Consider the following 25,085-nt stretch of genomic DNA (forward strand, 5'->3'; position numbering starts at 1 on the left):
TCAATAGTCTCCAGGTCCGAAATAGGGACCGGAATAATGGTTATGCGCGGCAATTACCGTCTCCGGCTTGGTGTCCGTCGCCTCGCAGAAGGCCAGCAGCGTCGGCTCGTGGCCCATCACGAAATCGATCATGCCGGCCAGAAAGCCGGGGTCCGAAATGGCCGACCGTATCTGGTCAGGTGCCACGCCTGACAGCGCAAGAAAACGCTGCAGCATATCGGGCTCTCCCGCCATCCATGCGAGCACGGCAGCAGCCGTCTTCTCCGCTTCGATACGTTTCGCGTCCTGTGCTGTCGTTTTTGCCGGCATTTTTCGGGAGTTACCTCTTCTCAACCAAATGGCCTTAACCTTGGCGAAACAGAGCTCAATGGAATCGGCCATTTTGAAGCTTATATATCGAAGATACGCTTTTGAAGGCGCGATTTGAGGAATGGATCGCAATGCCCAAACGGGTCATGATTGTCGAAGACAACGAGCTGAACATGAAGCTCTTCCGCGATCTGATCGAAGCATCCGGATATGAAACGATCCAGACTCGAAACGGCATGGAAGCGCTTGATCTGGCTCGCAAACACCGTCCCGATCTTATCCTGATGGATATCCAGCTTCCGGAAGTTTCCGGCCTTGAAGTCACCAAGTGGCTGAAGGAAGACAATGAACTGCACGTCATCCCTGTCATCGCGGTTACGGCATTCGCGATGAAGGGAGACGAGGAGCGCATCCGCCAGGGCGGCTGCGAGGCCTATGTCTCAAAACCGATCTCGGTGCCGAAGTTTATCGAAACGATCAAGACTTATCTCGGCGACGCATGATGCGGGGAGCATGGGCATGACAGCGCGGATACTTGTGGTCGATGACATCCCGGCAAATGTGAAGCTTCTCGAAGCGCGTCTTCTGGCGGAATATTTCGACGTCCTGACGGCCGATGACGGCTACAAGGCACTGGCGATCTGCGAAAATACCCATCTCGACCTGATCCTGCTCGATATCATGATGCCCGGCATCGATGGTTTCGAAGTATGCGAGCGCCTGAAGGCCAATCCGAAAACGGCTCATATCCCAGTCGTCATGGTAACGGCTCTGGATCAGCCTTCAGACCGCGTCCGCGGCCTGAAAGCCGGTGCCGACGATTTCCTGACCAAGCCGGTCAATGACGTTCAGCTGATTTCCCGCGTTCGCAGCCTCGTGCGCCTCAAGGCGCTGAGCGATGAATTGCGCATTCGCGCCGACACGGCCCATAGCCTTGTCATGGAAGACATGCTGAAGGGTGTGGATGGCCGTGACGATATCGGTCAGGTTCTGCTCGTCGATGGTCGGGCAAGCTCGCAGGAGCGCATCGTCAGGGCGCTGAAGCCTGTCTGCAATATCGTTGCGATGTCCGATCCGCAGGCTGCAATTTTCGAAGCGGCCGAAAACAATTTCGATCTTGTCATCGTCAACGCGAATTTCGACGACTATGACCCATTGCGCCTGTGCTCGCAGCTCCGTTCGCTGGAAAGGACGCGGTTCCTACCGATCCTCTTGGCAGCAGAAGTCGGCGCCGAGGACATGATCGTTCGTGCGCTCGACCTTGGCGTCAACGATTATATCGTTCGTCCCATCGATCCGAATGAATTGCTGGCGCGCACACTCACCCAGATCAAGCGAAAGCGTTACAACGACCGCCTGCGGATGAGCGTCAAACATACGATCGAGCTTGCCGTCACCGATGCGCTGACCGGCCTCAACAACCGTCGATATCTCGATAACCATCTGAAAGTTCTGTTCACGCGTGCCGCAGTGCGATCCCGGCCTTTGTCGATCTGCCTCATGGATATCGATCGCTTCAAGCAGGTGAATGACACCTATGGCCACGATGCCGGTGACGAGGTGTTGCGTGAGTTTTCAACCCGTATCCGGTCAACCGTTCGGGGCGCTGATCTTGCGTGCCGTTATGGTGGCGAAGAGTTTGTCGTGGTGATGCCCGATACGGATGCGGCTGCAGCGGCAGCTGTCGCCGAGCGTTTGCGCGCCATTATTGAAAAGACCCCTTTCGTGCTGAAAAGCGCAGGCACCGCGATCAGCCTGACGGCTTCTTTCGGGCTTTCCTGCAGCACTGGAGATGCCGATACGCCGGAGCAATTGCTCAAGCAGGCCGACCAGGCATTGTACAAGGCAAAGGCCGAAGGCAGGAACCGCGTTGTCGCCAACGCGGCCTGACCGCGAATCGGTTTGAGGCGATCTCGCACTGCAGCGGGGTTTTCGTAAGGGTTTGATCTCGTTCCATGGTTTGGAGCGGTGATTGGGCTTTGCCGACTGGATTAATCACAGTTTTGTGGCATTGCGGCAATGCTTGGTTGCGATCTGCCGAGCCAAAATTCAGCAGGCTCTTTCTCGGTTTCCGGAGTGTTAAAATCCGGGCGAGGATGAGGCGTCTTAAGGATATCCGAGTTTAGATCGTTGCAATTCCACGGATGATTGTGCCGTGTCCCCAATTTTTGCGGAATTAATTCCGTGATGGTTGTCGCCGCAAAGAAAAGATGCTGATCGTTTTGCCTGCTTTACTTCGCTGTCATTGATGAATGTTAAGTTGGGGGTCGCCGGAAGATGCAAATTTTAACCAATAGCAAAGCCATTTTTTCCGGCCAGTTAAGAATCTATTGATTTTCTTTTTCCTTTGCGCAATTTTGAAGCCAACGACAACCATGTGCCTCAAGTGGCACTGCCATACCCCATGATGCTCAGGTCCGCCGCATCTCCTGGGTCGTGGGGTCGGTCGACCGGCAGGCATATCAATGCGGTTCCTCGTGCCGTTATTGCAGGCTGGTCGACCCCCAAATTCAAAACGCCGCTCCCGATGGGATGCGGCGTTTTTTCGTCTCTGCATCAGTGGAGTAACCGGCAGGCAATCGGGCAAAAGAAAAGGCGCCTGACCTGATGGTCGGCGCCTTGTTCAAACCCTTCGATCAAGTCTTACTTGATCTTGGTTTCCTTGAATTCAACGTGCTTCTTGGCAACCGGGTCGTACTTGGTCTTGGTCATCTTGTCCGTGAACGTACGGCTGTTCTTCGTCGTGACGTAGAAGAAACCGGTGTCAGCCGTCGACAACAGCTTAATCTTGATGGTCGTAGCTTTCGCCATGGTTGTTCTGCCTCTAGAAAATAGGAAGCCGTTGGCGCAGCGTGCGCCCCAGCTAAATCTGGCGCGAAATTACAAATCGCGCGCCAAAAGTCAACTCTGTTTTGAATGGAAAAGCGTGCGGCACAGGGCAATAAGCACGTAAAAGCCGAAGAATGAGGCCAGCGCCCAAGCATAACCGTCGTTTCCGACGACATCCATGGCAGCCCCGATGCCTTGCGGGCCGACAACGGTTCCGACTGCATAACAGAAAATGAAGGCCGCATTGGCTGCGGCAAGATCCGCCCCGCTGAGTCGCGCCCCCAGATGCGCGAGGCCGACCGTGTAGAGGCCGGAGACGCAGCCACCCCAGAAAAACAGCACGACCGCCATCAAGATCCAGTTGTGGATCAGCATCGGCAAGGCCAGCGACCCGAGGACACCCAGAATGGCCATGGCCGCGAGCAGCGGGCGGCGGTCTTTCAGTCTGTCGGAATAGAGGCCGAGCGGGATCTGGAAGGCCATGTTGCCGATGCCCATGATGGTCAGGAGTATGGCCGCCTGTGATTCCTGCAATTGCTCGCGCAGGGCGTAGATCGGAAACAGCGACAGCCCACCGGCCGAGACTGCGCCAAAAGCGAAGACGGCAGCCGTCGCCGTCGGCACAAGGAAGATGTAGTGGAAGAAATGTCGGTCCGGCTTGCTGTTTAGAACCGGGCTCTCATGCCGCGCGATGAAGATCGGGATAAGCGCCAGCAGAATGATGATAGCGCCCACAAGGAAAGGAAGGATGCCGTCGCTGCCGAGTGCGGAAAAAAGCAGGGGGCCGAGCGCGAAGCCGACCGCAAGCACGGTCGCATAGATACCGAGCACCAGGCCGCGGCGACGGGGAGGGGCCGCCTCGTTGATCCAGAATTCCGACAGGATGAAGAGCGTGGTCGTGGCGCCATGGAAGGCGAAGCGCAAGGGGAACCACATCCAGAAGGATTGTGCATAATAGAAGCCGAGCCCGCTGATCGAGGCAACGACGACGGCAAACATCATCGTCCGCGCCACGCCAAAATCATGGGCAAGCTTCGTGGTGACAGGCGCCGCCAGCATCGAGGCGACGCCCGCCATGGCGGCGTTGAGGCCGATCAGGGTTGAAGGGATGCCGCGCTTTTCAAGGATGATGGAAAGAAGCGGAAGGCCAAGTCCTATCGCTATGCCCACCGCGCTGATCGCAGAAATTGCCGCGATGAGGGAAGGCCAATGGATGTGTTCCACATGCCCGTTTGCGTCGGTCGTCGGCTGCGACATTCATTCTTCCTTACAGTCGGCTCTGGACGAAACGTCCGTGACGCATCGAATAAAACGGGACTGGGGTTCCAAAAGGTATCGACGGGTCGAGCTTCATCAGGTTCTTGATGTCCTCCAGCACCGTCTGGGTGATCCGCGCGAGTTTCAGACCAGAAACCATTGCAATGTCAAGCCATTGCAAGTCTTCAAGCTCGTCCGTATCGCCGAAATGCGACATGTCGAAGACAGTCTCGTCGCAAAGGCACAGAAAGAAGCGCGTGTCATAGCGGCGAACGGCTCCCGGTGGCGTGATGGCCCGCGCGACATAACGTAGCGTACCGAGATCGAAACCCGTTTCCTCTGCCGGCCTGATACCCGTCTCCTCACGCAGTTCGCGAAGTGCTGCGAGTGCGAGCGCTCTGGCGCGAGCGGGGCCCATACGGCCTGAGGTGCCGGCCAGCAGTTTTTCCATCACCAGCGGATTGAGATCGCCGCCATAGGGCAGGGCGTGGTCATGGCGGTCGCGGCGTCCCCCCGGGAAGACATAGACATCCGGCATGAAGACATGTTTGGCCGCCCGACGCCCCATCAATATCCGGGGTGCAGAGCCGGAACGATCGATGAGGATCAGGCATGCCGCATCCTGTGTGCGGACGCGGTGACGCCCCTCGAAGCGTTCGTCCGGCTCCTCGGAGCCTGTGTCTGTCGAAGTCATGTGGAAGGATCGCTGCGATCGGGTTCCTGGCTTGCGAAACCATGCATTCTATAGGCCCATTGCAGGCCGATGACACCGCCCTTGATCGGTTGGACGGTCGCGATCGCGGTCAGTACCGCAAGCGGTATCCAGATCGCCATGTGAACGAAGGGCGAGACGCGCCAGAGCATGTCGGTCAACAGGTAACCCGTCATCAGCACATGGCCGACAACGACGATGACGAGATAGGCCGGAAGATCGTCGGCGCGTTGCGGCGTAAAATCTTCGCCGCAGACGGCGCAATGATCGACCGGCTTGAGAAACGCCCGGAACAGGCGGCCCTCGCCGCAATTTGGGCAGCGGCAGAGAAGGCCGCGTTTGATGGAGCGTCCCAAGGGACGCTCGGGCGCGCCTTCACCGCCATATTTGATGGTTGATCCGGCGCGCTCGTCCATTCTCATCTCCTGCGTCCGCGGGGAGGGCGGGTGCCCGGTTTTTTCGGTCCGCCGCCCGGCCGGTTGCGCCGTCCCGCCTTGTGGAAGGAGCGTGTTCCGGTCGGCAGCTTCTTGCCTTCGCTCAGCATTTCGAACTGCAGTGCGCCGGCAAGCGGAATGGCATTCTTCAACCGTACATCGACGGTATCGCCGAGCTGATAGCCGAGCCCCGACCGCTCGCCGGACAAGGCCTGATGCGCCTCGTCGTAGAAATAGTAGTCGTTGCCGATCGTCGAAACCGGCACGAAACCGTCGGCGCCATAGGTCGGCAGCGAGACGAACAGTCCGGCCTTGGTGACGCCGGAAATCCGCCCCTCGAATTCCTCGCCGATACGGGTGGCGAGGTGATGGGCAATCAGGCGGTTGACAGTATCGCGCTCCGCCGCCATCGCCCGACGCTCGAAGGTCGAGATTTCGGCCGCGATATCGTCGAGCTGCGCTTCTTCTTCGCGTGTGATGCCACCTTCACCGAGACCCAGCGAGCCGACGAGCGCGCGATGCACGATCAGGTCGGCGTAACGGCGGATCGGCGAGGTGAAATGCGCGTATTTCATTAGATTGAGGCCGAAATGGCCGATATTGTCCGGGCTGTAGACGGCCTGGCTCTGGGAGCGCAGCACCATCTCGTTGACCATCACCTGATGCGGTGTGCCTTGGGCCTGTGACAGGATGCCGTTGAACGAGTTGGAGCGCATGTTGCCACCCTTGGCCATGGAGATGCCAAGTGTGTTCAAGAACTCGCGCAGCGTCTCCTGCTTGGCAAGCGACGGGCCGTCATGGGCGCGGTAGATCAGCGCTTGGCGCTTCTTTTCCAGCGTCTCGGCAGCGCAGACATTCGCCTGGATCATCATCTCTTCGATGAGCTTGTGCGCATCGAGCCGGTCCGGCACGAAGACCCGATCGACGGTGCCGTCGGCCTTGAGCAGGATCTTGCGCTCCGGCATGTCGAGTTCGAGCGGCTGGCGACGGTCGCGGCCGATCTTCATGATCCGGTAGGCGTCCCAGAGCGGCTTCAGGATCGGTTCGAGCAGCGGCCCGGTCTTGTCGTCCGGCTTGCCGTCGATTGCAGCCTGTGCCTGCTGGTAGGAGAGCTTGGCGGCACTCTTCATCATGATGCGATGGAACGTGTGGCCCGCCTTGCGGCCTTCCTTCGAAAAGGTCATGCGCACGGCCATGGCCGGCCGATCCTCGCCTTCGCGCAGCGAGCAGAGATCGTTGGAAATACGCTCCGGCAGCATCGGCACGACGCGGTCGGGGAAATAGACGGAATTGCCGCGCTTCAGCGCCTCGCGGTCGAGCGGCGAACCGGTGCGCACATACCAGGAGACGTCTGCAATCGCGACGGTAACGATCACGCCACCCGGATTGTCGGGTGACGTGTCCGGCTCGGCATAAACCGCGTCGTCGTGATCCTTGGCGTCGGCCGGATCGATCGTGACGAGCGGCACGTTGCGCCAGTCTTCACGCTTCGACATCGAGGCTGGCTGAGCAGCCTCGGCTTCATCCATCACTTGCTTCGGAAAAATGTGCGGAATGCCATGCGAATAGATGGCGATCATAGAGATCGCCTTTTCCGAGGCGACGGAACCAACCACAGAAAGCACACGAGCGCGCGGCAAGCCGAAACGACCGGAGCGTACGGTTTCGCTCTCGACCAAATCGCCATGCTTGGCATCGCCCAGGCCATCGGGCTCGATCACCATTTCCTCGCCGCGACGGTCTGTCGGCAGGAGACGGATTTCGCCATCGACAAGCTTGTGCACGACACCGAGCGTTGCACCGCGACGCTTGTCGATCACCTTGATGACACGCGCCGTATAGGCCGGGCCGGTGCGATCCTTGTTCGGGAATATTTTGGCGAGGATACGGTCGTTGAGGCCGGCGGCAGGCGCCTTGCCCTTGCCGCGTTGTTCCGACGACTGGCGGATCAGCACGGCCGGTGCCGCCCCCTGATCTTCCGGCCATTCGGCAGGGCGGCCGATCAGTTCGCCATCCTTGTCGCGGGTGGTGATATCGAGAACGGTGACCGGGGGCAGTGCGCCGGGACGCGTCAACGACTTGCGGCTCTTGGTCAAGAGGCCTTCGTCTTCGAGCTGGCGAAGCAGGTCCTTCAGCTCGACGCGCGTTTCACCTTTCAGCCCGAAAGCCTTGGCGATCTCGCGCTTCGAGGCCTTGTCCGGATTGTCGGAGATGAATTCGAGCAGGACTTCGCGCGGCGGGATGGCGCCCTGGATGATCGCGGGTTTTCCCTTGGAACCGGTCGCCATACCGCGTTCGGCTCTTTCCGCCCGCTTCCGCTGCCGGTGCGATCTGATGTCGTCGTCCTGCTCTTCGCTCACGTATCCGTCTTCTTTGTCTTCGCTGTGGCCTTCTTGGCCGGTGCCTTTTTGGCGGGAGCCTTCTTTGCAGCCGTCTTCTTCGGAGCAGCCTTCTTGGTCTCGCCGTCGGCCTTGGCTGCAGCCTTCTTCGGCTTTGCCTTGGTCTTGGTTGAAGTCTTGCCGCCCTTTTCGATGATCAGCGCCATGGCCTGTTCCATCGTCACCGACTGCGGGTCCATGCCCTTCGGCAGGGTCGCATTGACCTTGCCCCAGTTGACGTAAGGGCCGTAACGGCCGTCACGCACCGTGACTGCGCCGCCATCCGGATGATCGCCGAGTTCCTTCAAGGCTGCCGGTGTGCCGCGCCCGCGTCCACCCCTACCCTTGGCGGCCTTTTCGGCAAGCACGGTGACGGCGCGGTTGAGTCCGATCGAGAACACGTCCTCGATGCTTTCAAGATTGGCATAGGTGCCATCATGCAGCAGGAACGGCCCGTAACGGCCAAGACCTGCGGAAATCATCTTGCCGGTTTCCGGGTTCTGTCCCACGTCACGCGGCAGGTTGATCAGCGCCAGCGCCTTTTCATGGTCGATGTCTTCCGGCCTCCAGCCCTTCGGTAGCGAGGAGCGCTTGGCTTCCTTGCCTTCGCCGCGCTGGATATAGGGCCCGAAACGGCCCGAGCGCAGCGTCAGCTCTTCGCCCGTATGCGGATCGGCACCGAGCGCCTTCGGTTCGTTGAGGCCGGAAGCGTCCGCCTCTGCGCCGTCAGACGAAAGCTGGCGGGTAAAATTGCATTCCGGATAGTTCGAGCAGCCGACGAATGCGCCATACTTGCCGAGCTTCAAGGACAGGTTGCCGGTGCCGCAGACCTGGCAGATGCGCGGATCCGATCCGTCTTCACGCTTTGGGAAGACGAGCGGCGCAAGCGCTTCGTTCAGGGCATCCAGCACGTTGGTGACGCGCAGTTCCTTGGTGTCTTCGATCTGGGCGAAGAAATCCTGCCAGAAATCGCGCAGGACCTGTTTCCAGTCCAGTTCGCCGGCGGAAATCCGGTCGAGCTTTTCTTCCAGATCCGCGGTGAAATCGTATTCCACATACTTGGTGAAGAAGTTTTCGAGGAAGGCCGTTACCAATCGACCCTTGGAATGCGGGATCAGCTTTCGCTTTTCGGTGACCACATATTCGCGGTCCGACAGCGTCTTCAGCGTTGCGGCATAGGTGGAAGGGCGGCCGATGCCGAGTTCTTCCATCTTCTTGATCAGCGAGGCTTCCGAATAACGCGGCGGCGGCTCGGTGAAATGCTGGCTGGAGTTGATCTTCTGCTTGGCGAGGTTTTCGCGCGCATTGATCTCCGGCAGGCGACCATCCTCGTCGTCATCCTCCGACTTCTCGTCCTCGTCACGGCGATCCATGTAGGCGCCGAGAAAACCGTCGAAACGGACGACCGAGCCGACGGCGCGCAGGCCAGCCTTGTCCGCGCCGTTGGAGGCGAGAATTTCGACCGTCGTGCGCTCCATTTCAGCGGACGCCATCTGGCTGGCGATGCCGCGCTTCCAGATCAGTTCGTAAAGCCGTGCCTGATCGGCATCGAGGAATTTTTTTACCTGATCCGGCGTGCGGTTGAAATCGGTCGGACGGATCGCTTCGTGCGCTTCCTGGGCGTTCTTTGCCTTGGTGGAATAGAAGCGCGGCTTTTCCGGCAGGTAGCGGTCGCCGAACTGGGAAACGATGGCGGCGCGGGCAGCATCGATCGCTTCCGGTGCCATCTGAACACCGTCGGTACGCATATAGGTAATGAGACCGACCGTCTCGCCGCCGATATCGATGCCTTCATAAAGCTTCTGCGCCACCTGCATGGTGCGCGACGCGTTGAAGCCGATATTGGAAGACGCGGCCTGCTGCAGGCTCGACGTGGTGAAGGGCGGGCCGGGATTGCGCTTGACCGGCTTTGCCTCGACGCTGTCGACAACAAAGCTTGCGCCTTCAAGCAATGTCTTCAGCCGGTTCGCATCTTCGCCAGTCTTGACCGCACGTGGCGCCAGACGCTTTCCGTCGGCAGAGACGAGCTTTGCTTCGAACTCGTCGCCACGCGGGGTTTTCAGCAGCGCCGAGAGGTTCCAGTATTCTTCCGAGACGAAACGCTCGATCTCGTTTTCGCGGTCGCAGACGAGGCGCAGCGCCACCGACTGCACGCGGCCGGCAGAGCGTGCGCCCGGCAGCTTGCGCCACAGGACCGGAGAAAGATTGAAGCCGACCAGATAATCGAGCGCGCGGCGTGCCAGATAGGCATCGACCAGCGGCACGTCGATATCGCGCGGCGCAGCCATCGCGTCGAGCACGGCCTTCTTGGTGATGGCGTTGAACACGACGCGTTTCACCGGCTTGTCGCCCAGCACCTTCTTCTTTTTCAAGAGATCGAGCACATGCCAGGAAATGGCTTCACCTTCGCGATCCGGGTCGGTCGCGAGAAACAGTCCGTCGGAGCCTTTTACGGCATCGGCGATATCCTTCATGCGCTTCTGCGATGCGCTGTCGACCTCCCAGGACATTTCGAAATCCTGGTCGGGAAGCACGGAGCCGTCTTTCGCGGGAAGATCGCGGACGTGGCCAAAGGATGCGAGAACCTTATAACCCGAGCCCAGATACTTATTGATAGTCTTGGCTTTGGCTGGAGATTCTACAACGACAACATTCATTTTTGCTTCTCTGTAATAGAGCAGGGCCCGGTGCCTCGTTCGGTCCAGGCGGAGATTTGACTTCCCGACATGGAGGGCGTTTGTCCCGCGGTCAAGGGCTTAAGTGAAATTAGCACATTTCGAAGGATGCAATCGTTGGGTGCTTTAATCTGACTTGCAATCATGAATATTTCCAATAAAGTCCATTTTACTATTCTTTGTGAATATAATTTCACTTTGTTGGCGCGAGTGGGGTGGGGCATGTCGATTCAGATGTATGGGCTCCGCGAGGAGTTTTCTGCCGAAAATGTAGCGTATATTCGCCAGATGCTGGGGGAGCTGCGGCAGGTGGCATTCGGCGAGGGGGCCGACATGCTCTGCTATCTCATCGAGATGGCCTATGTCGAAGCTGGCGACATTCAGTCCGGTCGTCGTCCGTGCTCAGCCGGGAAGCGAAATGGAAACAAACCCGCCGGGATGGCGGTATAGGCGTCCCGCGAGATCGAGTTCGAGCAGCACGAGATAGACGGATGCAGCAGGAAGGCTGGTATGGCGGATGATATCGTCTATCTCCGTCGGTGTCGGCCCCAATGCTGAAATGATGGTGTGGCGGACATTGTCGTCCGGCGGCAGCATGGCATCGTCCGACCGCTCCGGCTCTTCGATGACCTGATGTTCGAACAGATCCAGTTGCGACACGGGCGCAAGCGCTTCGAGCACGTCTTCCGGGCCGGTGGTAACGATTGCGCCCTGTTTGAGGAGGGCGTTTGTTCCATGGCAGCGCGGATCGAGTGGCGAGCCTGGCACGGCAAATACGATGCGGCCGAAATCACCGGCCATCCGCGCGGTAATCAACGAGCCGGATTTTTCCGCCGCCTCGACCACGACGACACCGAGCGAAATGCCTGCGATCAGCCGGTTGCGGCGAGGGAAATCCCGTGCTCTCGGCTCCCAGCCGAACGGCATCTCGCTGATCGCAAGACCCTTACCATTGGTGATCTCATCCAGCAGCCCGAGATTTTCAGGCGGGTAGGGGCGGTCAAGCCCACCGGCCAGCACGGCGATCGTGCCGGTCTCGATGCTGGCCCGGTGTGCGGCGGTATCGATCCCGCGTGCAAGCCCCGAAGTTATGACATAGCCGCTCTGGCCGCAGCGTCGGGCGATCATCGCTGCGAATTTTGCGCCGACGACGGAGGCATTGCGCGAGCCGACAATACCGACCGAAGGACGCGTTGCGCTTGCCGGATTGCCCCTGATGGCGACGAGCGGCGGAGCACCATCTATATGTCTGAGTGCGGGGGGATAGTCCGGTTCGCCGATGCCGATAAAGTGAGCGCCATGTCTGTGAGCGGCTTCAAGCTCTCGCTCGGCATCCTCGACACTGGCGATGCGCAGCGATCGTGTCGCTCCGCCGCGCCGGGAAAGTTCCGGCAGCATGGCAAGCGCGTTTTCTGCCGAGCCGCAATGGTTGATCAACTGCCGGAACGTGGCGGGGCCGACATTGTCGGAACGGATCAGCCGCAGCCAGGCGATCCTCTGTCTCTCCGTCAGCGCAATTCCAGATCGTCCTGCGCTGCCGTCGGGCATGGATGGCCTCTTTTGGGGCCACAGCGAAAGTGAGTTACCCCTTTGAGCCGATCTTGCTTTCGGTGCCGGCGATCAACCGCTCGATATTGGTCTTGTGCTTCACCCAGGAAATCACGGTCATGATTGCCATCACGACTGCAATCTTAGGCTCCTGTATGAACCACAGCACAACCGGAATGACAAGCGTTGCAACCAGCGCGGAGAGCGATGAATATCTGCTGAGCTTGGCAACCGTCAGCCACACGGCTGCAAAGACGAGCACCATCCATGGAGCAACGCCGAGCAGGGTGCCGATATAGGTGGCCACGCCCTTGCCGCCCTTGAAGCCGAGCCAGACCGGATAAAGGTGTCCGATGAAGGCGGCAAAGCCTGCAAGCAGTCCGGCTTCGGAGCCGAAGAAATGCCAGCCGATGATGGCCGCGACAGTCGCCTTCAACGCATCGAGCAAAAGGGTTGCGGCGGCAAGCTTCTTGTTGCCGGTTCGGAGCACATTCGTTGCGCCGATATTGCCCGAACCGATGGAGCGGATATCGCCAAGCCCCGCCGCACGGGTGAGAAGCAGGCCGAACGGGATCGACCCGAGCAGATAGCCCAGGATCAGCGCACCGGCCGCGATCGGCAGCGTGATCTGCCAGTTGAAAAGTTCGCTCACGCTCGGCCCCCATCGATTGCGTGTACGCATTTGCCCGCAACATAGGTGGCGACGGTTCTTCCGGAGAAGCGGGCTTCATCGAACGGTGTGTTCTTCGACCGCGAAATGATCGCATCCTTGGAAACGATCCAGGGATCGTCGAGATCGATCAGCGTGATATCGGCCTTGGCACCGACTTTCAGCGTGCCGGCATCGAGGCCAAAAATCTGCGCAGGACGGGTCGACATGGCATCGATCAGCCGCATCAGCGGTACGCGGCCGTCATGATGCAGGCGAAGGGCAGCCGACAGCATCGTCTCCAGCCCGATCGCGCCATCGGCGGCATCAGCGAACGGCAGGCGCTTGGTGTCGACATCCTGCGGATCATGCGAAGATACGATGATGTCGATATCGCCCGCAGCCAGCGCGTCGGCCATCGAGATCCGGTCGTCTTCGGTGCGAAGCGGCGGCGAGAGCTTGAAGAAGGTGCGGTATTCGCCGATGTCGTTTTCATTCAGCGAAAGATGATTGATCGAAATGCCGCAGGTGACGTTTGCGCCGCGGCCGCGGGCGACCTTCATCGCCTCGACCGATTCCGGCACCGAGATCTTGGCTGCGTGATATTTGGCCTTGGTGAGGGCGGCGATCCTGAGATCACGTTCCAGCGGAATGATCTCCGCTTCCTTCGGCACACCGGAAAGACCGAGCCAGCTGGCGAACAGCCCTTCATTCATCACGCCATTGCCGAGATATTTTTCTCTCAGTTCCTGCGAGATCACCGCATCGAACTCGCGTGCGTAGGTCATGGCGCGGCGAAGCAGCAGCGAGTCGGAAAGCGCATGGCGGCCATTGGTGAAGGCGACGGCGCCGGCTTCCTGCAGCAGACCGAATTCCGTCATCTCCTTGCCTTCGAGGCCGCGGGTGAGGGCGGCGGCGGCATGAACATTGACCAGCGCCTTGTCGCGGGCCGTCTTATGGACGAATTCGACCAGCGCGATGTCGTCGATGACAGGATCGGTCTCCGGCATCATGATGAAAGAGGTGACACCACCGGCCGCTGCCGCGCGGCTGGCGGATTCGATCGTTTCGGTATGCTCCGCACCCGGTTCGCCGACATAGACGCGGGCATCGACAAGGCCGGGCACAGCGACGAGGCCCTGGCAATCGCGCACGCTGGAGCCATGCGGTACGCCCTGGTTCAGTGCGTCTTTGCCGGATGCAAGAATATGCCCGTCTTCGCCGGTGATGATCGTGCCGATTTCGTCGAGATTGCGCGACGGATCGAGGATGCGGACATTCGTGAGAACGGTGGACTTCATGCGCGTTCTCCCTGGTTGGAGGTGAGAAGCGTCTCCATCACGGCCATGCGCACCGCGACCCCCATTTCCACCTGCTGTTCGATCACGCTTTGCGGACCGTCCGCGACTTCCGAGGCGATTTCGACGCCACGGTTCATCGGACCGGGATGCATGACGAGCGCGTCTTCCTTGGCCGCTTTCAGCTTTTCTGCGTCGAGCCCGTAGAAGCGGAAATATTCGCGAACCGAGGGGACGAAAGAGCCGGCCATGCGTTCGCGCTGCAGGCGCAGCATCATCACCACATCGGCATTCTTCAAGCCTTCCTCCATCGAGTGGAAAACTTCCACGCTCATGTCGCGGATGCCTGAAGGCAGAAGGGTGGAGGGAGCAACGACGCGGACGCGGGCGCCCATGGCGTTGAGAAGAATGATGTTGGAGCGGGCGACGCGCGAGTGCAGGACATCGCCGCAGATCGCCACCGTGATACCCGTCAGCGTACCCTTGGCACGGCGGATCGTCAGCGCGTCGAGCAGCGCCTGGGTCGGATGTTCATGCTGGCCATCGCCGGCATTGACCACCGAGCAGGCGACCTTTTGCGCCAGGAGCGCGGCGGCACCGGCGGAAGAGTGGCGAAGCACCAGCACGTCGGGGCGCATCGCATTCAGCGTCATCGCCGTGTCGATCAGCGTTTCGCCCTTCTTCACCGAAGAATTGCCGACCGACATGTTCATCACGTCCGCGCCGAGTCGCTTTCCTGCGAGCTCGAACGACGACTGCGTACGCGTCGAGGCTTCGAAGAAAAGGTTGATCTGGGTAAGGCCGCGTAATGTGGACGTCTTTTTCTCCCGTTGCCGGGAAATCTTCACGGCCTCGTCGGCCTTGTCGAGAAGATAGGTGATGTCCTGTTCTTTGAGACCCTTGATGCAGAGGAGGTGGCGATGAGGGAAGAAGACCATTGGGCATGTCTCCGCTTGCGTTCGGCGGTCTATAAGGTTTGGGGGGGCAAGCTGCAAGCGGGATCGGGCGTTATCTACGTGTTGTTAGCGAAACCCGGCATCTGCTCACCACTTCGAACGCGGCTATGGCAATCAATATCGACCTCAGCCTCTAAAACGACCCCAGAAATATACGTATGTTGCATGAAATACGTAAGTTGCATAAATTGCGTTTGAGGCATTGGGCGGTGATATTTTGAGGCATTTGGTGGTGATATGAAGCGTTTCTCTTTTTCCGACATGAACAGATCGTCCGGCGAAATTCTGGAAACGGCTTTGGTCGAACCGGTCGCTTTGACCAAGTATGGCAAGGAAAAACTCGTCATCCTGACTGCAGAAGCATATCAGCGGCTGGCCGGAAAACCGCAGGTTCAGGCTTTCGGCCTTTACGATGCGCCAGATGACGTGCATCGCGAGTTGCTGAGCGGCCTTGACGAGATTTTGGCCGAAGGCGATGCCGATGCTTGAGCGCGGCCATGTGGTCCGATTTTACTATCTCTGGAAACGACAAGCCCAGGCTGGCGAGGAATCCGGTCGAAAAGCCCGGCCAGTATGTATTGCCATCCGGACAAAAGACATTCCTGGCAGCGTCTATCTGTTTCCGATCACTTCACAACAGCCTGATGAGGACAGGCTTTCGCTGGCATTCAACCAGATCGAATGCCGCCGCGCAGGCCTGCGTTTCCCGTGCTGGATTATTCTTGATGAATATAATCTTGTCGCCTTGGACAAGGCTTATGACCTCGAGGATATTCGTCCGCTGGGCAGTGTAAGTCCGGCTTTCCTTGTGGAAATGGCACGTACGATCAAGGAGGCTGCGGCGATTGGACGACTGTCGGGTGTAAAACGCTCGTGAGCCCGTTCCAGGCCGCAAAGCTCTCAAATTTATAATGGCGCGGCGCATGTGAAGCGCGTCGAAATCGTTTTTCTTACCATCTGATATCGTGATCATTTGCTATAGGTTTGGCGGTTGGTTGGATCCCAGCGCGGCCATTTGTTGAGAAGCCCAATTTCGGGTCATGTGCCCGTTCCCACTCCTGTTAACTTCCGCTAGAAGCGGAGCATGAACGAGTTGACCCGCGCCGAAGAAAAATTTGCCGAACTGAACCAGCCTGCGCCCTGGTCCGGCATCAATGCCTATCGCTCTGATCCGCTTCTGGTCGATCTGACGGGGGGGCTTAATCGCGTCATTCGCGAGGAATACGACCAGCTGGGCCGTTATGTGACGTCGCCGGAAGCGCAGGAACTGGCGCGCATGGCGAATGAAAATCCGCCGAAGCTGAAGACCCACGGTCCGCGCGGCGAGCGCCAGGATGTCACGGAATACCATCCCGCCTGGCACGCGCTGATGCGCCGTTCGATGCAGACCGGCCTGCATTCGTCCATCTGGGAGAATATCCCGGAAGCAAAAGGCAGCGAGCATAAGGCCCGCGCCACGCGGTTTTATCTGACGGCGCAGCTTGAAAGCGGACATCTTTGCCCGCTGACCATGACCAGCGCTTCCGTTGCGGCCCTGATGGCATCGCCGCGCGTCCAGAAGGAATGGGCGCCGAAAATCCTGTCGCGCAAGTATGATTCGACCAATCGCCCTGCAATGCAGAAGAGCGCAATCACGCTTGGCATGGGGATGACCGAAAAACAGGGCGGCACCGATGTGCGCGCCAACCGCTCGACTGCCGAGCGGGTAGGTGAGGGCATCTATCGCCTTAACGGCCACAAATGGTTCATGTCAGCCCCGATGAGCGACGGTTTCATCATGCTGGCGAAGACGAAGGACGATATCAGCTGCTTCCTCGTTCCGCGTCTTCTCGAGGATGGTTCGGCCAATGGCCTGCAGTTCCAGCGCCTGAAGGACAAGGTCGGCAACCGCTCCAACGCTTCGGCTGAAGTCGAGTTTTCCGATGCTTTCGGTTATCTGCTCGGCGATCCGGGTGCTGGAATCCGCACCATTCTCGATATGATTACGTTGACGCGGCTCGATTGCGCCGTCGCTTCCGCCGGCATCATGCGCGCCTCATTGGCTGAAGCCGTGCATTTCACCCGCGGCCGCAACGTGTTCGGCAGAAAACTCGTCGACCAGCCGCTGATGACACGGGTTCTGGCGGATATGGCGCTTGACGTGGCGGCTGCCACGGCGCTCGGTTTCCGTCTGGCGGATGCCTTTGATCGCGCCGCCAGCAATCCGGCTGACGCGGCTTTTGCCCGCGTCATGACCCCGGTCGTGAAATACTTCAACTGCAAGATTGCCCCGTCGCTGATCTACGAGGCGATGGAATGCCTTGGCGGCAACGGTTACGTAGAGGAGCGTCCGATCGCGCGTCACTACCGGGAAGCGCCGGTCAACGCGATCTGGGAGGGTTCGGGCAACGTCATGGCGCTCGATGTCCTGCGTGTCCTCTCACGCGGTCGCGACCTGTTTGAACTGGTACTTGCCGGTTTCGAGCGCGATCTCGGCGCGTCGGGCAGAAAGACGATCGAGGTTTTGCGGGCCGCCATGGCGCTTTGTGAACGGGATGAGGGCGCGGCCCGCCTGCTCGTCGAGCAACTGGCGCTGGCCGCCGGTGCCGCTGAACTGGCGCGTCTCGGCGCCGGCAAGATTGCCGATGCCTATCTCGAAACCCGACTGGCCGGTGGCTGGCGCTCGACTTACGGCATGCTCGATGCGCGTTTCGACGCCAGCTATATCGTCGACCTTCTTTACCCGCCGGCTGCGTAATTCGCGAAAAACATCGCGACCGGAATGGTGAAGAAGGCGAGCGCCGTCTGCACCGTGGCTGCTGCTGCGTAGAAGTCGGCATCGCCGCCCATCTGCTTGGCGAGTACATAACCGTTCATCGCTGTCGGCACGGCAGCGCTGAGCGCGAGCAGCGCCAGGTTTGTGCCGGTAAGCCCGACTGCCATGCCGACGGCGATGGCGAGAACCGGAAATACGACCAGTTTCATTACGACGGCCGATAGCACGCCGATGCTCGGTTTCAGCGCGTCCGCGACTTTCAGGCCTGCGCCGACCGTGATCAGGCCAAGGCTGAGCGATGCTTGGGAAAGCATCTCGACCGTTGCCATCACCGGCCGATAGAAAGGTATCCCGGTCATGTTGATGCCTATGCCGAGGAAAGTCGCGATGATCATCGGATTGCTGATGATCTTGATGGCAATGGCGCGATAGTCGCGTCTCTGCCCGGAGAAGACGGCAAGGACTGCGATGCTTCCGGCATTGACCGGCACGATGACAGCGGCCATCACCATGCCGACCACCACGAGCCCATGTGCATCATAGGTCTTGGCGGCGATCGCAAGCGCCATGAAACCGTTCCAGCGCGTCGAGGTCTGGTAGAGCGAGGTGAAGGTGGAGGGCGTCATTCTGCCACGCTTCAAAACCGGCCATGATGCCAGCACGACGACCGACATGGTGGTGAAGGCGAGAATGGCGATCAGGCTGACATGGATGCTGCTTGCATCCGAAAAATCGGCCTTTGCCATGGTCTGGAACAGCAGAGCGGGAAACAGCACATAATAGCTGCACTGCTCCATCCCTTCCCAGAAATTGCTATTGATGACTGTGGTCCGCTTGAGGCCGATACCGAGAAGTACGAGCAGGAAAACGGGGAGAATGCTTTCAAATACGGTCAGCATGGGCCAGCGGCACACTTATCTTCTTATGAACTATCTCTCCCTTGCCGCACTCTGCACGTAAATTGCAGCAAGGCAATGCCCGCAATTCTGTGCATCACCTCGTAACGCGCTTGCCGCCTTGCAGAGAGAGGATTATCCGAAATCGACTGATTTTCTGGAGAGTGGCTGCGAATGTTGCAGATTGCCGACGCGATGACGAAGGAAGGTGTGGCCGCAAGACCGCGCAATCGCGCCAATACCGAGCGTGCGATTTTTCTGGCGGCTCGCGCTCTCCTCTCGGAACACGGCTTTCAGGGTTTCGGGATCAATGCGGTGGCGCGTCGCGCCGGCTGTGACAAGCAGCTGATCTACCGCTATTACGGCGGTCTTGATGGTCTGCTCGATGCGATCGGCGAGGAACTCGGCAGCTGGGTGAACGACAAGATCCCGCAGGATACCGGCGGCATGTTCGTCCTCACCTATGGTGATCTGATGGAAAAGCTCTCCATGTATTTCATGGAAGCGCTGCGTGACGATCCGCTGGTCTGCAAGATCGTCGCCTGGGAGGTCTCGCAGGATACACCGCAGGTTCGTCGCCTCTCCGAGTCGCGCATGAAATCGCTCGGCAAATGGCTCGAGCGGATGCAGGGCAACCTGAAACCGCCGAAGGGCGTCGATACATCAACCACCAATGCACTGCTGTTTGCATCCATCCAGCATCTGGTGATTTCCGCTTCCGTCAGCGGACAGTTTGCCGGCGTTCCGCTGAAGGCGGAAAAGGATTGGGAAAAGGTGGCCGCCGCCGTGCGCCGCCTCGTTCGGGCCATATACGGCTGATCCGAGAAACGTTCTCCACAACCTGACTGTCGAAATTAACCATAACGACGGCTTTCCGTTGCACTGAACTGGTGCGTCTTTAGGTTGGTTAATATATTGTTAACCAGGTTTCGTAAGACAAATGCCGGGTGTGATACCATTCATCAGACAGTATGCACTGCTGATCGTCCTGACGGGGGCGTTCGCAGGACTGGCTTTGAACATCGCGGTTCCCGCTGTTGTTTTGAGTTTGATGGCGCTGTCGAGATGGATCGTCTTGACGGATATGGATCCGGCAGAGCTTAAAGGTAAGGCCGCATGAAGTGGTTCCTGATACTCTGGGCTGCGCCTGTAGCGCTTCTGTCGAGCTGGTATGGCTTGTCCTACTACGACATGAGCTTCGGCTTCTTCATGCTGACGCGCCACACCCATGATCTTGTCTTCGAGGTCTATGGAAACGTTCTGGGTATCCCGCCGGAAACCATTCCGCCGCTCGTGGCCCGTGCCATTGCCGTCGACAGCCTGATCGTCTTTGCAATCATTGCCTTCAGAAAGCGCAAGACAATCGCCGCCTGGTGGCGCAAGCGTCAGTCCTCGAAAGATGAAGCCGCTGCCGTACGCAGCGATGAGAGCCTGTCCAGCGCGCCCTGAAGAATGAAGCTTGCCGCCGCCGAATCGATCCGTTCGGCTCTTTTGGCGCGTGAAACGTCCATTTCCAGAAGCGCCCGCTCGGCCGCGACCGTCGAAAGCCGCTCGTCCCAGAAGACAAAGGGCAGGGCGGTCTTTTCCGACATGGAGCGGACGAAGGCGCGGGTCGCCTGGACGCGCGGCCCGGCCGAGCCATCCATGTTCATCGGCAGGCCAATGATGAAGGCCGTCACCTTTTCCTTCTCGGCGAACGCCAGAAGGACCTGGGCATCCTGGGTGAACTTAACCCGCTTGATCACCGGTCGGGGTGAGGAAAACCGCCGGCCGAGATCAGACATGGCAAGCCCGATCGTCTTGGTCCCGAGGTCAAGCCCGGCAATCGCCTGGTTCGGCTGAAGCGCCTCGGCCAGTTTCTCGATCGTCAGTGTTGCCATGTCTTGTCTATCCTGAACTCAGCTTTTCTTGCGGACGAACTCGGTGCGCAGCACCAACCCCTTGATCGTATCATGGCGGCAGTCGATCTCTTCCGGATTATCCGTCAGTCTGATCGAGCGGATGACCGTGCCCTGTTTCAAGGTCTGGCCAGCGCCCTTGACCTTCAGATCCTTGATCAGCGTAACGGCGTCACCGTCTGCGAGCACATTGCCGGCGCTATCGTGGACGGCCGCTGCCGCTGCAGCCTTTGCCGCGACTTCAGATGCGGGAAGCCACTCGCCGGATGCTTCGTCGTAGATATATTCGTCGTCATTGCCTGCCATATGTGTTCCTTAGGTGATGAAAAATGCATCCGTTGCCGATATTGCCCGAAGGTGCTGGAAACGGCTGGAAGTCGATTATCCCACAGCTCAGCGCCATGCAACCGCGGCGGCAGGAGATGCCGATCTGGTCGATCTCACGGCAACGGTGCCGACAGGTCGTGAGTGCCGTCCAAATTGACCATCGCAAAGTTTGAAATCGGCCTGTGCCGTGCTATTATCCGACGAGGAGGTGAGACGACCTTCCTTCCGGTGGGAGCCGGGCTTTCGCCCGACCCCCGTGCTGTTATCGGCTTATCGTCAGTGTCAGGCGCCAACCGAACAAACTAACGATCACCGTAACCCGGATTTTCAATCGTCTCACCTCCTTTCGTCGCGTCGGAACGTCCGTTCCGACCTCTCCCTTCTATCAAATTTCGATTTGGTCTTGTTCCCCCTCATTTGACTGTATTGGAGGACGTTCTCCCATGAAGATCACCCGGCTCGGCCATTCGGCGTTTCGTATCGAGACCGCCAAGGCAAAAATCCTGATCGATCCATTCCTGAGCTATAACCAGCCCTTTGCCGACGCCGGCCTCAACATCAAGGATGTCACCGAAGGTGTGACGCATGTTCTTCTCACTCACGGTCATGCAGATCATGTCGGTGATACGGTCGCAATCGCCAAGGAGAAGGGGGCCGTTGTTCTGGCAAATGCCGATCTTGCATCTTGGCTCGGCACCAAGGGCGTGGAAAAAATCGAAATGGGTAATACCGGCGGCACGGTCGCGTTCGACGGCTTTACCGCGACCTTCACCCAGGCGTTGCACTCGTCCGGCCAGGTCGATGAGATGGGCGTTGCCCATTCGCTCGGCTCCGCCAACGGCCTGATGCTGCATGTCGACGATGAAATGTCCGTCCTTCACATGGGCGACACCGACATCTTCACCGACATGGGCCTGATCAACGAGCTTCATCAGCCGGATATCGGTCTTGTCCCGGTCGGCGATCGCTTCACCATGGGCGGCGCGGTGGCGGCACTTGCCTGCCAGCGCTTCTTCGATTTCAAGCACGCCATTCCCTGCCATTACGGCACGTTCCCGATCATCGACCAGACGCCGGAAAAATTCGTCAAGGGCATGGAAGGCAGCCGCACCCGCGTCGAGGCGCCGACGCCCGGCACTGTTCTGAGCTTCGATTAAGCCGAAAAAAAGCCATGCCGGGCGAACCGGCATGGCGCTTTTGGAAAATTGCTGGCTCAGGCCGGCTGGGCGTCAACGCGGACGGCCGGTTCACGCGTTCTGGACGTCGAGGCGCCGGCGGACAGTTGCAGGGCGAACTGGCTCACAGCCTCGACGCGACGTGTCAGGCGCGGATAGAGCGAGAAAATGTGCAGGAAGAAGCCGGCGATCGACGGCACCATGCGCTCCTGCGCTTCGAACGCTGCCGGGTTCATCTGTGCGTTGAGCTTGGCGCTGCCGCATGCCAGCATCTGCAATGCGGTGCGTGAAGCCTGAAGGTTGCGGCAGACGATCAGGCCGACGCGGTCGCAAGTCAGCTCACGGCCTCGCGAATAGGCCTGGCCCAGGAACGGCACGATATAGGCCGGAAGGCGCAGGATGCCCGGCAGGGTGTTGAGGTGGCCAGCGACGTGATGGCCGAGTTCATGGCCGATCACGAATTTCACCTGCTCATCGCTGTCGGCATCGATCAACTGCGACGTGAGCCAGATATAGCGGGTGCGCCCGACCAGCGTCAGCGCCATGGCGTTCATCACGCCGCTCGAATTGTAGACGAAAGCCTGCGGAGCTTCCTTCAGTCCAAGCGCCTTCGCGCCTTCCTGCACCATGGCATGGATATGCGGGAACTGCTGCTCGCTGACCATGACGTAATGGCCGATCATATAGGCGCGAACGAGTGCGCGTCCGACGAAGCCGATGAACCAGAAGATTGCGACATAGAGCGCCAGCATGAAGACGATCGCGATACTTTGAAGCATTGCAACCGCGATTATGGCGATAGCCGCAATGGCCCAGATCAGAATGCCGATCACCAGCATCATGGTGCCGTATAGCTTCTCCTTGGAATGACGGACTTTCGAGATTTTGAAATCCATGGATTACCCTCTCCATATATATGATAAATTTTATCAAGTATTTTGCGCGTTCCGAATAATCAGCGGTCTATCGAAAAGAAAGAGCCAAAATCGGTAACCGGTGGAAAAAAATGCAACTATCAATCCATGTTGGTTGAGACTTGCCGTAACACGGGTGGCGCGCGCCACGCATGGGATTTCCCGCATCCCTTGAAGCTTAGGCAGTTGCGAAGGGCGGGCGTGGCCATTATAGCGGAGGGGATTTTACATTCCCGGAGTTGAGCCATGTCCGTCGATCTCGCCACCGTAAAGCGCGTTGCGCGCCTTGCCCGTATTGCCGTCACAGAAGAGGACGCCAATCGCATGGTCGGCGAATTGAATGGCATCATCGATTTCGTCGAGCAGCTTTCGGAAGTCGATGTAACCGGCGTCGAGCCGATGACCTCGGTGACCCCGATGGACATGCGCAAGCGTCAGGACGCTGTGACCGATGGCGACAAGGCCGAGGATGTCGTCGCCAATGCGCCCGTCACAGACCGCAATTTCTTCCTGGTGCCGAAGGTCGTAGAATAAGCCGCTTTTCAAAAGCGCTTCCGATCTTCTCCACGCATTCGAACATTTTGAAGAGCCCATGACCGAACTCACCAGCCTCACCATTGCCGAAGCCCGCGAAAAACTGAGCTCCAAGGAAATCACCTCGGTCGAGCTGACCAAGGCCTATGTCGACGCGATCGACGCCTTCAACGGCACGTTTAATGCCTACATCACCACCACGCCGGAGAAGGCGATGGACATGGCGAAGGCCTCCGACGAGCGCCGCGCTTCCGGCAAGGTCGGCGCGCTGGAAGGCATTCCGCTCGGCATCAAGGACCTGTTCGCCACCGAAGGCATCCACACCCAGGCGTGCTCTCACATTCTCGACGGCTTCAAGCCGAAATACGAATCGACCGTCACCCAGAACCTCTGGGACGATGGCGCCGTCATGCTCGGCAAGCTGAACATGGACGAATTCGCCATGGGTTCGTCCAACGAAACGTCTTTCTACGGCCCGGTCATCAACCCCTGGAAGGCCGAGGGCTCTAACCAGCAGCTCGTTCCGGGTGGTTCTTCCGGTGGTTCGGCCGCAGCCGTCGCCGCGCATCTCTGCGCCGGTGCAACGGCCACCGATACCGGCGGCTCGATCCGTCAGCCGGCCGCCTTTACCGGCACTGTGGGCATCAAGCCGACCTATGGCCGCTGCTCGCGTTGGGGTACGGTTGCCTTCGCATCCTCGCTCGATCAGGCCGGCCCGATCGCACGCGACGTGCGCGATGCCGCAATCATGCTGAAGTCGATGGCATCCGTCGACAAGAAGGACACCACCTCGGTCGATCTTCCGATCCCGGATTACGAAGCGGCACTCGGCCAGTCGGTCAAGGGCATGAAGATCGGCATTCCGAAGGAATACCGTGTCGACAACATGCCGGAAGAGATTGAGGCGCTCTGGCAACAGGGCATTGCCTTCCTCAAGGACGCCGGTGCCGAAATCGTCGACATCTCCCTGCCGCACACGAAATACGCCCTGCCGGCCTATTACATCGTGGCTCCCGCAGAAGCTTCGTCCAACCTTGCCCGTTATGACGGCGTTCGCTACGGCCTGCGCGTCGATGGCAAGGACATTGCCGACATGTACGAAAAGACCCGTGCTGCCGGTTTTGGCACCGAGGTCAAGCGCCGCATCATGATCGGCACCTATGTTCTGTCTGCCGGTTATTACGACGCCTATTACCTGCAGGCGCAAAAGGTTCGCACCCTGATCAAGCGCGACTTCGAGACCGTTTTCCACGCAGGTGTCGATGCGATCCTGACGCCGGCCACGCCGTCGTCCGCTTTCGGCATCGCTGATGAAAACCTCGCCGCTGATCCGGTCGCCATGTACCTGAACGACATCTTCACGGTGACGGTCAACATGGCAGGTCTCCCAGGCATCGCCGTTCCGGCCGGCCTCGATAAGAAGGGCCTGCCACTCGGCCTGCAGCTCATCGGCAAGCCGTTCGAGGAAGAAACGCTCTTCCGCACCGCCCATGTCATCGAACAGGCCGCCGGCAAGTTCACGCCGGCCAAGTGGTGGTAAG

Annotated in this window: 27 protein-coding genes; 12 read left to right on the plus strand and 15 right to left on the minus strand. The window is 59.1% G+C overall.

The annotated features are described in order from the left end of the window. Positions 1-309 (minus strand): DUF3572 domain-containing protein, encoded by a 309-nt coding sequence (locus JNB91_RS09030; protein ID WP_220325164.1) that lies wholly within the window; start codon positions 307-309, stop codon positions 1-3. 131 nt (positions 310-440) lie between these two features. Here JNB91_RS09030 and JNB91_RS09035 point away from each other — a divergent pair, with 131 nt between their 5' ends. Both JNB91_RS09035 and JNB91_RS09040 read left to right on the plus strand, forming a co-directional pair. Then, positions 441-812, plus strand: a complete 372-nt coding sequence (locus JNB91_RS09035; protein WP_220325165.1) for a response regulator — start codon at positions 441-443, stop codon at positions 810-812. A 16-nt stretch (positions 813-828) separates the two neighbouring features. Further along, positions 829-2,199, plus strand: a complete 1,371-nt coding sequence (locus tag JNB91_RS09040) for a PleD family two-component system response regulator (protein WP_220325166.1) — start codon at positions 829-831, stop codon at positions 2,197-2,199. Positions 2,200-2,952: 753 nt separating this feature from the next. Here JNB91_RS09040 and rpmG read toward each other — a convergent pair. From rpmG to topA, 6 genes are all read right to left on the minus strand, one after another. After that, positions 2,953-3,120, minus strand: a complete 168-nt coding sequence (gene rpmG, locus JNB91_RS09045) for a 50S ribosomal protein L33 (protein ID WP_112457312.1) — start codon at positions 3,118-3,120, stop codon at positions 2,953-2,955. A 90-nt stretch (positions 3,121-3,210) separates the two neighbouring features. Next, the gene (locus JNB91_RS09050; RefSeq protein WP_220325167.1) at positions 3,211-4,395 is read right to left on the minus strand and encodes an MFS transporter; all 1,185 of its coding nucleotides are present in this window, start codon (positions 4,393-4,395) and stop codon (positions 3,211-3,213) included. Positions 4,396-4,405: 10 nt separating this feature from the next. Then, positions 4,406-5,089, minus strand: a complete 684-nt coding sequence (locus tag JNB91_RS09055) for an NUDIX hydrolase (RefSeq protein ID WP_220325168.1) — start codon at positions 5,087-5,089, stop codon at positions 4,406-4,408. After that, the gene (locus tag JNB91_RS09060; protein WP_220325169.1) at positions 5,086-5,523 is read right to left on the minus strand and encodes a DUF983 domain-containing protein; all 438 of its coding nucleotides are present in this window, start codon (positions 5,521-5,523) and stop codon (positions 5,086-5,088) included. The genes JNB91_RS09055 and JNB91_RS09060 overlap by 4 nt, the downstream gene beginning before the upstream one ends. A gap of 2 nt (positions 5,524-5,525) precedes the next feature. Then, positions 5,526-7,829, minus strand: coding sequence for a ribonuclease R (rnr, locus tag JNB91_RS09065; RefSeq protein WP_220325239.1), 2,304 nt, complete (start codon positions 7,827-7,829; stop codon positions 5,526-5,528). A 68-nt stretch (positions 7,830-7,897) separates the two neighbouring features. Further along, entirely contained in the window at positions 7,898-10,576 is a 2,679-nt protein-coding gene (topA, locus tag JNB91_RS09070) for a type I DNA topoisomerase (RefSeq protein WP_220325170.1), read from the minus strand. Positions 10,577-10,816: 240 nt separating this feature from the next. Between topA and JNB91_RS09075 the strand changes: the two genes are divergently transcribed. Then, entirely contained in the window at positions 10,817-11,044 is a 228-nt protein-coding gene (locus tag JNB91_RS09075) for a hypothetical protein (RefSeq protein WP_430736262.1), read from the plus strand. On the opposite strand, the gene dprA is transcribed toward JNB91_RS09075, so the two are convergent. The 4 genes from dprA to JNB91_RS09095 are packed head-to-tail and all read right to left on the minus strand — an operon-like array spanning position 10,997 to position 15,027. Next, entirely contained in the window at positions 10,997-12,142 is a 1,146-nt protein-coding gene (dprA, locus tag JNB91_RS09080; protein ID WP_220325171.1) for a DNA-processing protein DprA, read from the minus strand. The two genes, JNB91_RS09075 and dprA, sit on opposite strands and share 48 nt — an antisense overlap. 34 nt (positions 12,143-12,176) lie before the next feature. After that, complete coding sequence (gene plsY / locus JNB91_RS09085) at positions 12,177-12,794, minus strand: glycerol-3-phosphate 1-O-acyltransferase PlsY (protein WP_346269296.1); 618 nt, start codon at positions 12,792-12,794, stop codon at positions 12,177-12,179. Next, positions 12,791-14,092 carry a dihydroorotase gene (locus JNB91_RS09090; protein WP_220325173.1) on the minus strand — a complete coding sequence of 434 codons (1,302 nt, stop codon included), beginning with the start codon at positions 14,090-14,092 and terminating at the stop codon, positions 12,791-12,793. The genes plsY and JNB91_RS09090 overlap by 4 nt, the downstream gene beginning before the upstream one ends. After that, positions 14,089-15,027 (minus strand): aspartate carbamoyltransferase catalytic subunit, encoded by a 939-nt coding sequence (locus JNB91_RS09095; protein ID WP_220325174.1) that lies wholly within the window; start codon positions 15,025-15,027, stop codon positions 14,089-14,091. Before JNB91_RS09095 ends, JNB91_RS09090 begins: the two co-directional genes overlap by 4 nt. Positions 15,028-15,282: 255 nt before the next feature. Between JNB91_RS09095 and JNB91_RS09100 the strand changes: the two genes are divergently transcribed. The 3 genes from JNB91_RS09100 to JNB91_RS09110 all read left to right on the plus strand — a co-directional run bounded on the left by JNB91_RS09100 (position 15,283) and on the right by JNB91_RS09110 (position 17,782). Continuing rightward, positions 15,283-15,534 (plus strand): prevent-host-death protein, encoded by a 252-nt coding sequence (locus JNB91_RS09100; protein WP_220325175.1) that lies wholly within the window; start codon positions 15,283-15,285, stop codon positions 15,532-15,534. After that, positions 15,527-15,922 carry a hypothetical protein gene (locus JNB91_RS09105; protein ID WP_220325176.1) on the plus strand — a complete coding sequence of 132 codons (396 nt, stop codon included), beginning with the start codon at positions 15,527-15,529 and terminating at the stop codon, positions 15,920-15,922. The genes JNB91_RS09100 and JNB91_RS09105 overlap by 8 nt, the downstream gene beginning before the upstream one ends. A gap of 207 nt (positions 15,923-16,129) precedes the next feature. After that, positions 16,130-17,782 carry an acyl-CoA dehydrogenase family protein gene (locus tag JNB91_RS09110; RefSeq protein ID WP_220325177.1) on the plus strand — a complete coding sequence of 551 codons (1,653 nt, stop codon included), beginning with the start codon at positions 16,130-16,132 and terminating at the stop codon, positions 17,780-17,782. Here JNB91_RS09110 and JNB91_RS09115 read toward each other — a convergent pair. After that, entirely contained in the window at positions 17,764-18,699 is a 936-nt protein-coding gene (locus JNB91_RS09115; RefSeq protein ID WP_220325178.1) for an AEC family transporter, read from the minus strand. The two genes, JNB91_RS09110 and JNB91_RS09115, sit on opposite strands and share 19 nt — an antisense overlap. 171 nt (positions 18,700-18,870) lie before the next feature. On the opposite strand from JNB91_RS09115, the gene JNB91_RS09120 reads away from it, so the two are divergent. The 3 genes from JNB91_RS09120 to JNB91_RS09130 all read left to right on the plus strand — a co-directional run bounded on the left by JNB91_RS09120 (position 18,871) and on the right by JNB91_RS09130 (position 20,145). Continuing rightward, a complete protein-coding gene (locus JNB91_RS09120; protein WP_220325179.1) occupies positions 18,871-19,515 on the plus strand; it encodes a TetR/AcrR family transcriptional regulator in 645 nt (214 codons plus the stop codon). A 121-nt stretch (positions 19,516-19,636) separates the two neighbouring features. Then, positions 19,637-19,816, plus strand: a complete 180-nt coding sequence (locus JNB91_RS09125; protein ID WP_220325180.1) for a hypothetical protein — start codon at positions 19,637-19,639, stop codon at positions 19,814-19,816. Further along, a complete protein-coding gene (locus JNB91_RS09130; RefSeq protein ID WP_220325181.1) occupies positions 19,813-20,145 on the plus strand; it encodes a DUF6105 family protein in 333 nt (110 codons plus the stop codon). Before JNB91_RS09125 ends, JNB91_RS09130 begins: the two co-directional genes overlap by 4 nt. Here the strand turns inward: JNB91_RS09130 and ruvX are convergent. Both ruvX and JNB91_RS09140 read right to left on the minus strand, forming a co-directional pair. After that, on the minus strand, positions 20,082-20,576 hold the full coding sequence (gene ruvX, locus JNB91_RS09135) for a Holliday junction resolvase RuvX (protein WP_220325182.1): 495 nt from the start codon (positions 20,574-20,576) through the stop codon (positions 20,082-20,084). The genes JNB91_RS09130 and ruvX overlap by 64 nt on opposite strands. Before the next feature lie 18 nt (positions 20,577-20,594). Next, positions 20,595-20,900, minus strand: coding sequence for an alkylphosphonate utilization protein (locus tag JNB91_RS09140; RefSeq protein ID WP_220325183.1), 306 nt, complete (start codon positions 20,898-20,900; stop codon positions 20,595-20,597). Positions 20,901-21,364: 464 nt separating this feature from the next. Here JNB91_RS09140 and JNB91_RS09145 point away from each other — a divergent pair, with 464 nt between their 5' ends. Beyond that, complete coding sequence (locus JNB91_RS09145; protein ID WP_220325184.1) at positions 21,365-22,078, plus strand: metal-dependent hydrolase; 714 nt, start codon at positions 21,365-21,367, stop codon at positions 22,076-22,078. Positions 22,079-22,134: 56 nt separating this feature from the next. Here the strand turns inward: JNB91_RS09145 and JNB91_RS09150 are convergent, their stop codons facing one another. Beyond that, a complete protein-coding gene (locus tag JNB91_RS09150; RefSeq protein ID WP_220325185.1) occupies positions 22,135-22,992 on the minus strand; it encodes a M48 family metallopeptidase in 858 nt (285 codons plus the stop codon). Positions 22,993-23,256: 264 nt separating this feature from the next. Between JNB91_RS09150 and gatC the strand changes: the two genes are divergently transcribed. Both gatC and gatA read left to right on the plus strand, forming a co-directional pair. Then, complete coding sequence (gene gatC, locus JNB91_RS09155; RefSeq protein WP_220325186.1) at positions 23,257-23,544, plus strand: Asp-tRNA(Asn)/Glu-tRNA(Gln) amidotransferase subunit GatC; 288 nt, start codon at positions 23,257-23,259, stop codon at positions 23,542-23,544. Between the two features lie 58 nt (positions 23,545-23,602). Then, positions 23,603-25,084 (plus strand): Asp-tRNA(Asn)/Glu-tRNA(Gln) amidotransferase subunit GatA, encoded by a 1,482-nt coding sequence (gene gatA / locus JNB91_RS09160; protein ID WP_220325187.1) that lies wholly within the window; start codon positions 23,603-23,605, stop codon positions 25,082-25,084. Position 25,085 lies beyond the last annotated feature (1 nt).

The organism is Aliirhizobium wenxiniae (assembly GCF_019511445.1).
Taxonomy (GTDB): Bacteria; Pseudomonadota; Alphaproteobacteria; order Rhizobiales; family Rhizobiaceae; genus Neorhizobium; species Neorhizobium wenxiniae_A.

What these genes read in the sequence shown, in the direction of transcription:
- JNB91_RS09030 (WP_220325164.1), bottom strand. Translation starts at nt 309, where the DNA reads ATGCCGGCAAAAACGACAGCACAGGACGCGAAACGTATCGAAGCGGAG.
- JNB91_RS09035 (WP_220325165.1), top strand. Translation starts at nt 441, where the DNA reads ATGCCCAAACGGGTCATGATTGTCGAAGACAACGAGCTGAACATGAAG.
- JNB91_RS09040 (WP_220325166.1), top strand. Translation starts at nt 829, where the DNA reads ATGACAGCGCGGATACTTGTGGTCGATGACATCCCGGCAAATGTGAAG.
- rpmG (WP_112457312.1), bottom strand. Translation starts at nt 3,120, where the DNA reads ATGGCGAAAGCTACGACCATCAAGATTAAGCTGTTGTCGACGGCTGAC.
- JNB91_RS09050 (WP_220325167.1), bottom strand. Translation starts at nt 4,395, where the DNA reads ATGTCGCAGCCGACGACCGACGCAAACGGGCATGTGGAACACATCCAT.
- JNB91_RS09055 (WP_220325168.1), bottom strand. Translation starts at nt 5,089, where the DNA reads ATGACTTCGACAGACACAGGCTCCGAGGAGCCGGACGAACGCTTCGAG.
- JNB91_RS09060 (WP_220325169.1), bottom strand. Translation starts at nt 5,523, where the DNA reads ATGGACGAGCGCGCCGGATCAACCATCAAATATGGCGGTGAAGGCGCG.
- rnr (WP_220325239.1), bottom strand. Translation starts at nt 7,829, where the DNA reads ATGGCGACCGGTTCCAAGGGAAAACCCGCGATCATCCAGGGCGCCATC.
- topA (WP_220325170.1), bottom strand. Translation starts at nt 10,576, where the DNA reads ATGAATGTTGTCGTTGTAGAATCTCCAGCCAAAGCCAAGACTATCAAT.
- JNB91_RS09075 (WP_430736262.1), top strand. Translation starts at nt 10,817, where the DNA reads ATGTCGATTCAGATGTATGGGCTCCGCGAGGAGTTTTCTGCCGAAAAT.
- dprA (WP_220325171.1), bottom strand. Translation starts at nt 12,142, where the DNA reads ATGCCCGACGGCAGCGCAGGACGATCTGGAATTGCGCTGACGGAGAGA.
- JNB91_RS09090 (WP_220325173.1), bottom strand. Translation starts at nt 14,092, where the DNA reads ATGAAGTCCACCGTTCTCACGAATGTCCGCATCCTCGATCCGTCGCGC.
- JNB91_RS09095 (WP_220325174.1), bottom strand. Translation starts at nt 15,027, where the DNA reads ATGGTCTTCTTCCCTCATCGCCACCTCCTCTGCATCAAGGGTCTCAAA.
- JNB91_RS09100 (WP_220325175.1), top strand. Translation starts at nt 15,283, where the DNA reads ATGAAGCGTTTCTCTTTTTCCGACATGAACAGATCGTCCGGCGAAATT.
- JNB91_RS09105 (WP_220325176.1), top strand. Translation starts at nt 15,527, where the DNA reads ATGCTTGAGCGCGGCCATGTGGTCCGATTTTACTATCTCTGGAAACGA.
- JNB91_RS09110 (WP_220325177.1), top strand. Translation starts at nt 16,130, where the DNA reads ATGAACGAGTTGACCCGCGCCGAAGAAAAATTTGCCGAACTGAACCAG.
- JNB91_RS09115 (WP_220325178.1), bottom strand. Translation starts at nt 18,699, where the DNA reads ATGCTGACCGTATTTGAAAGCATTCTCCCCGTTTTCCTGCTCGTACTT.
- JNB91_RS09120 (WP_220325179.1), top strand. Translation starts at nt 18,871, where the DNA reads ATGTTGCAGATTGCCGACGCGATGACGAAGGAAGGTGTGGCCGCAAGA.
- JNB91_RS09125 (WP_220325180.1), top strand. Translation starts at nt 19,637, where the DNA reads ATGCCGGGTGTGATACCATTCATCAGACAGTATGCACTGCTGATCGTC.
- JNB91_RS09130 (WP_220325181.1), top strand. Translation starts at nt 19,813, where the DNA reads ATGAAGTGGTTCCTGATACTCTGGGCTGCGCCTGTAGCGCTTCTGTCG.
- ruvX (WP_220325182.1), bottom strand. Translation starts at nt 20,576, where the DNA reads ATGGCAACACTGACGATCGAGAAACTGGCCGAGGCGCTTCAGCCGAAC.
- JNB91_RS09140 (WP_220325183.1), bottom strand. Translation starts at nt 20,900, where the DNA reads ATGGCAGGCAATGACGACGAATATATCTACGACGAAGCATCCGGCGAG.
- JNB91_RS09145 (WP_220325184.1), top strand. Translation starts at nt 21,365, where the DNA reads ATGAAGATCACCCGGCTCGGCCATTCGGCGTTTCGTATCGAGACCGCC.
- JNB91_RS09150 (WP_220325185.1), bottom strand. Translation starts at nt 22,992, where the DNA reads ATGGATTTCAAAATCTCGAAAGTCCGTCATTCCAAGGAGAAGCTATAC.
- gatC (WP_220325186.1), top strand. Translation starts at nt 23,257, where the DNA reads ATGTCCGTCGATCTCGCCACCGTAAAGCGCGTTGCGCGCCTTGCCCGT.
- gatA (WP_220325187.1), top strand. Translation starts at nt 23,603, where the DNA reads ATGACCGAACTCACCAGCCTCACCATTGCCGAAGCCCGCGAAAAACTG.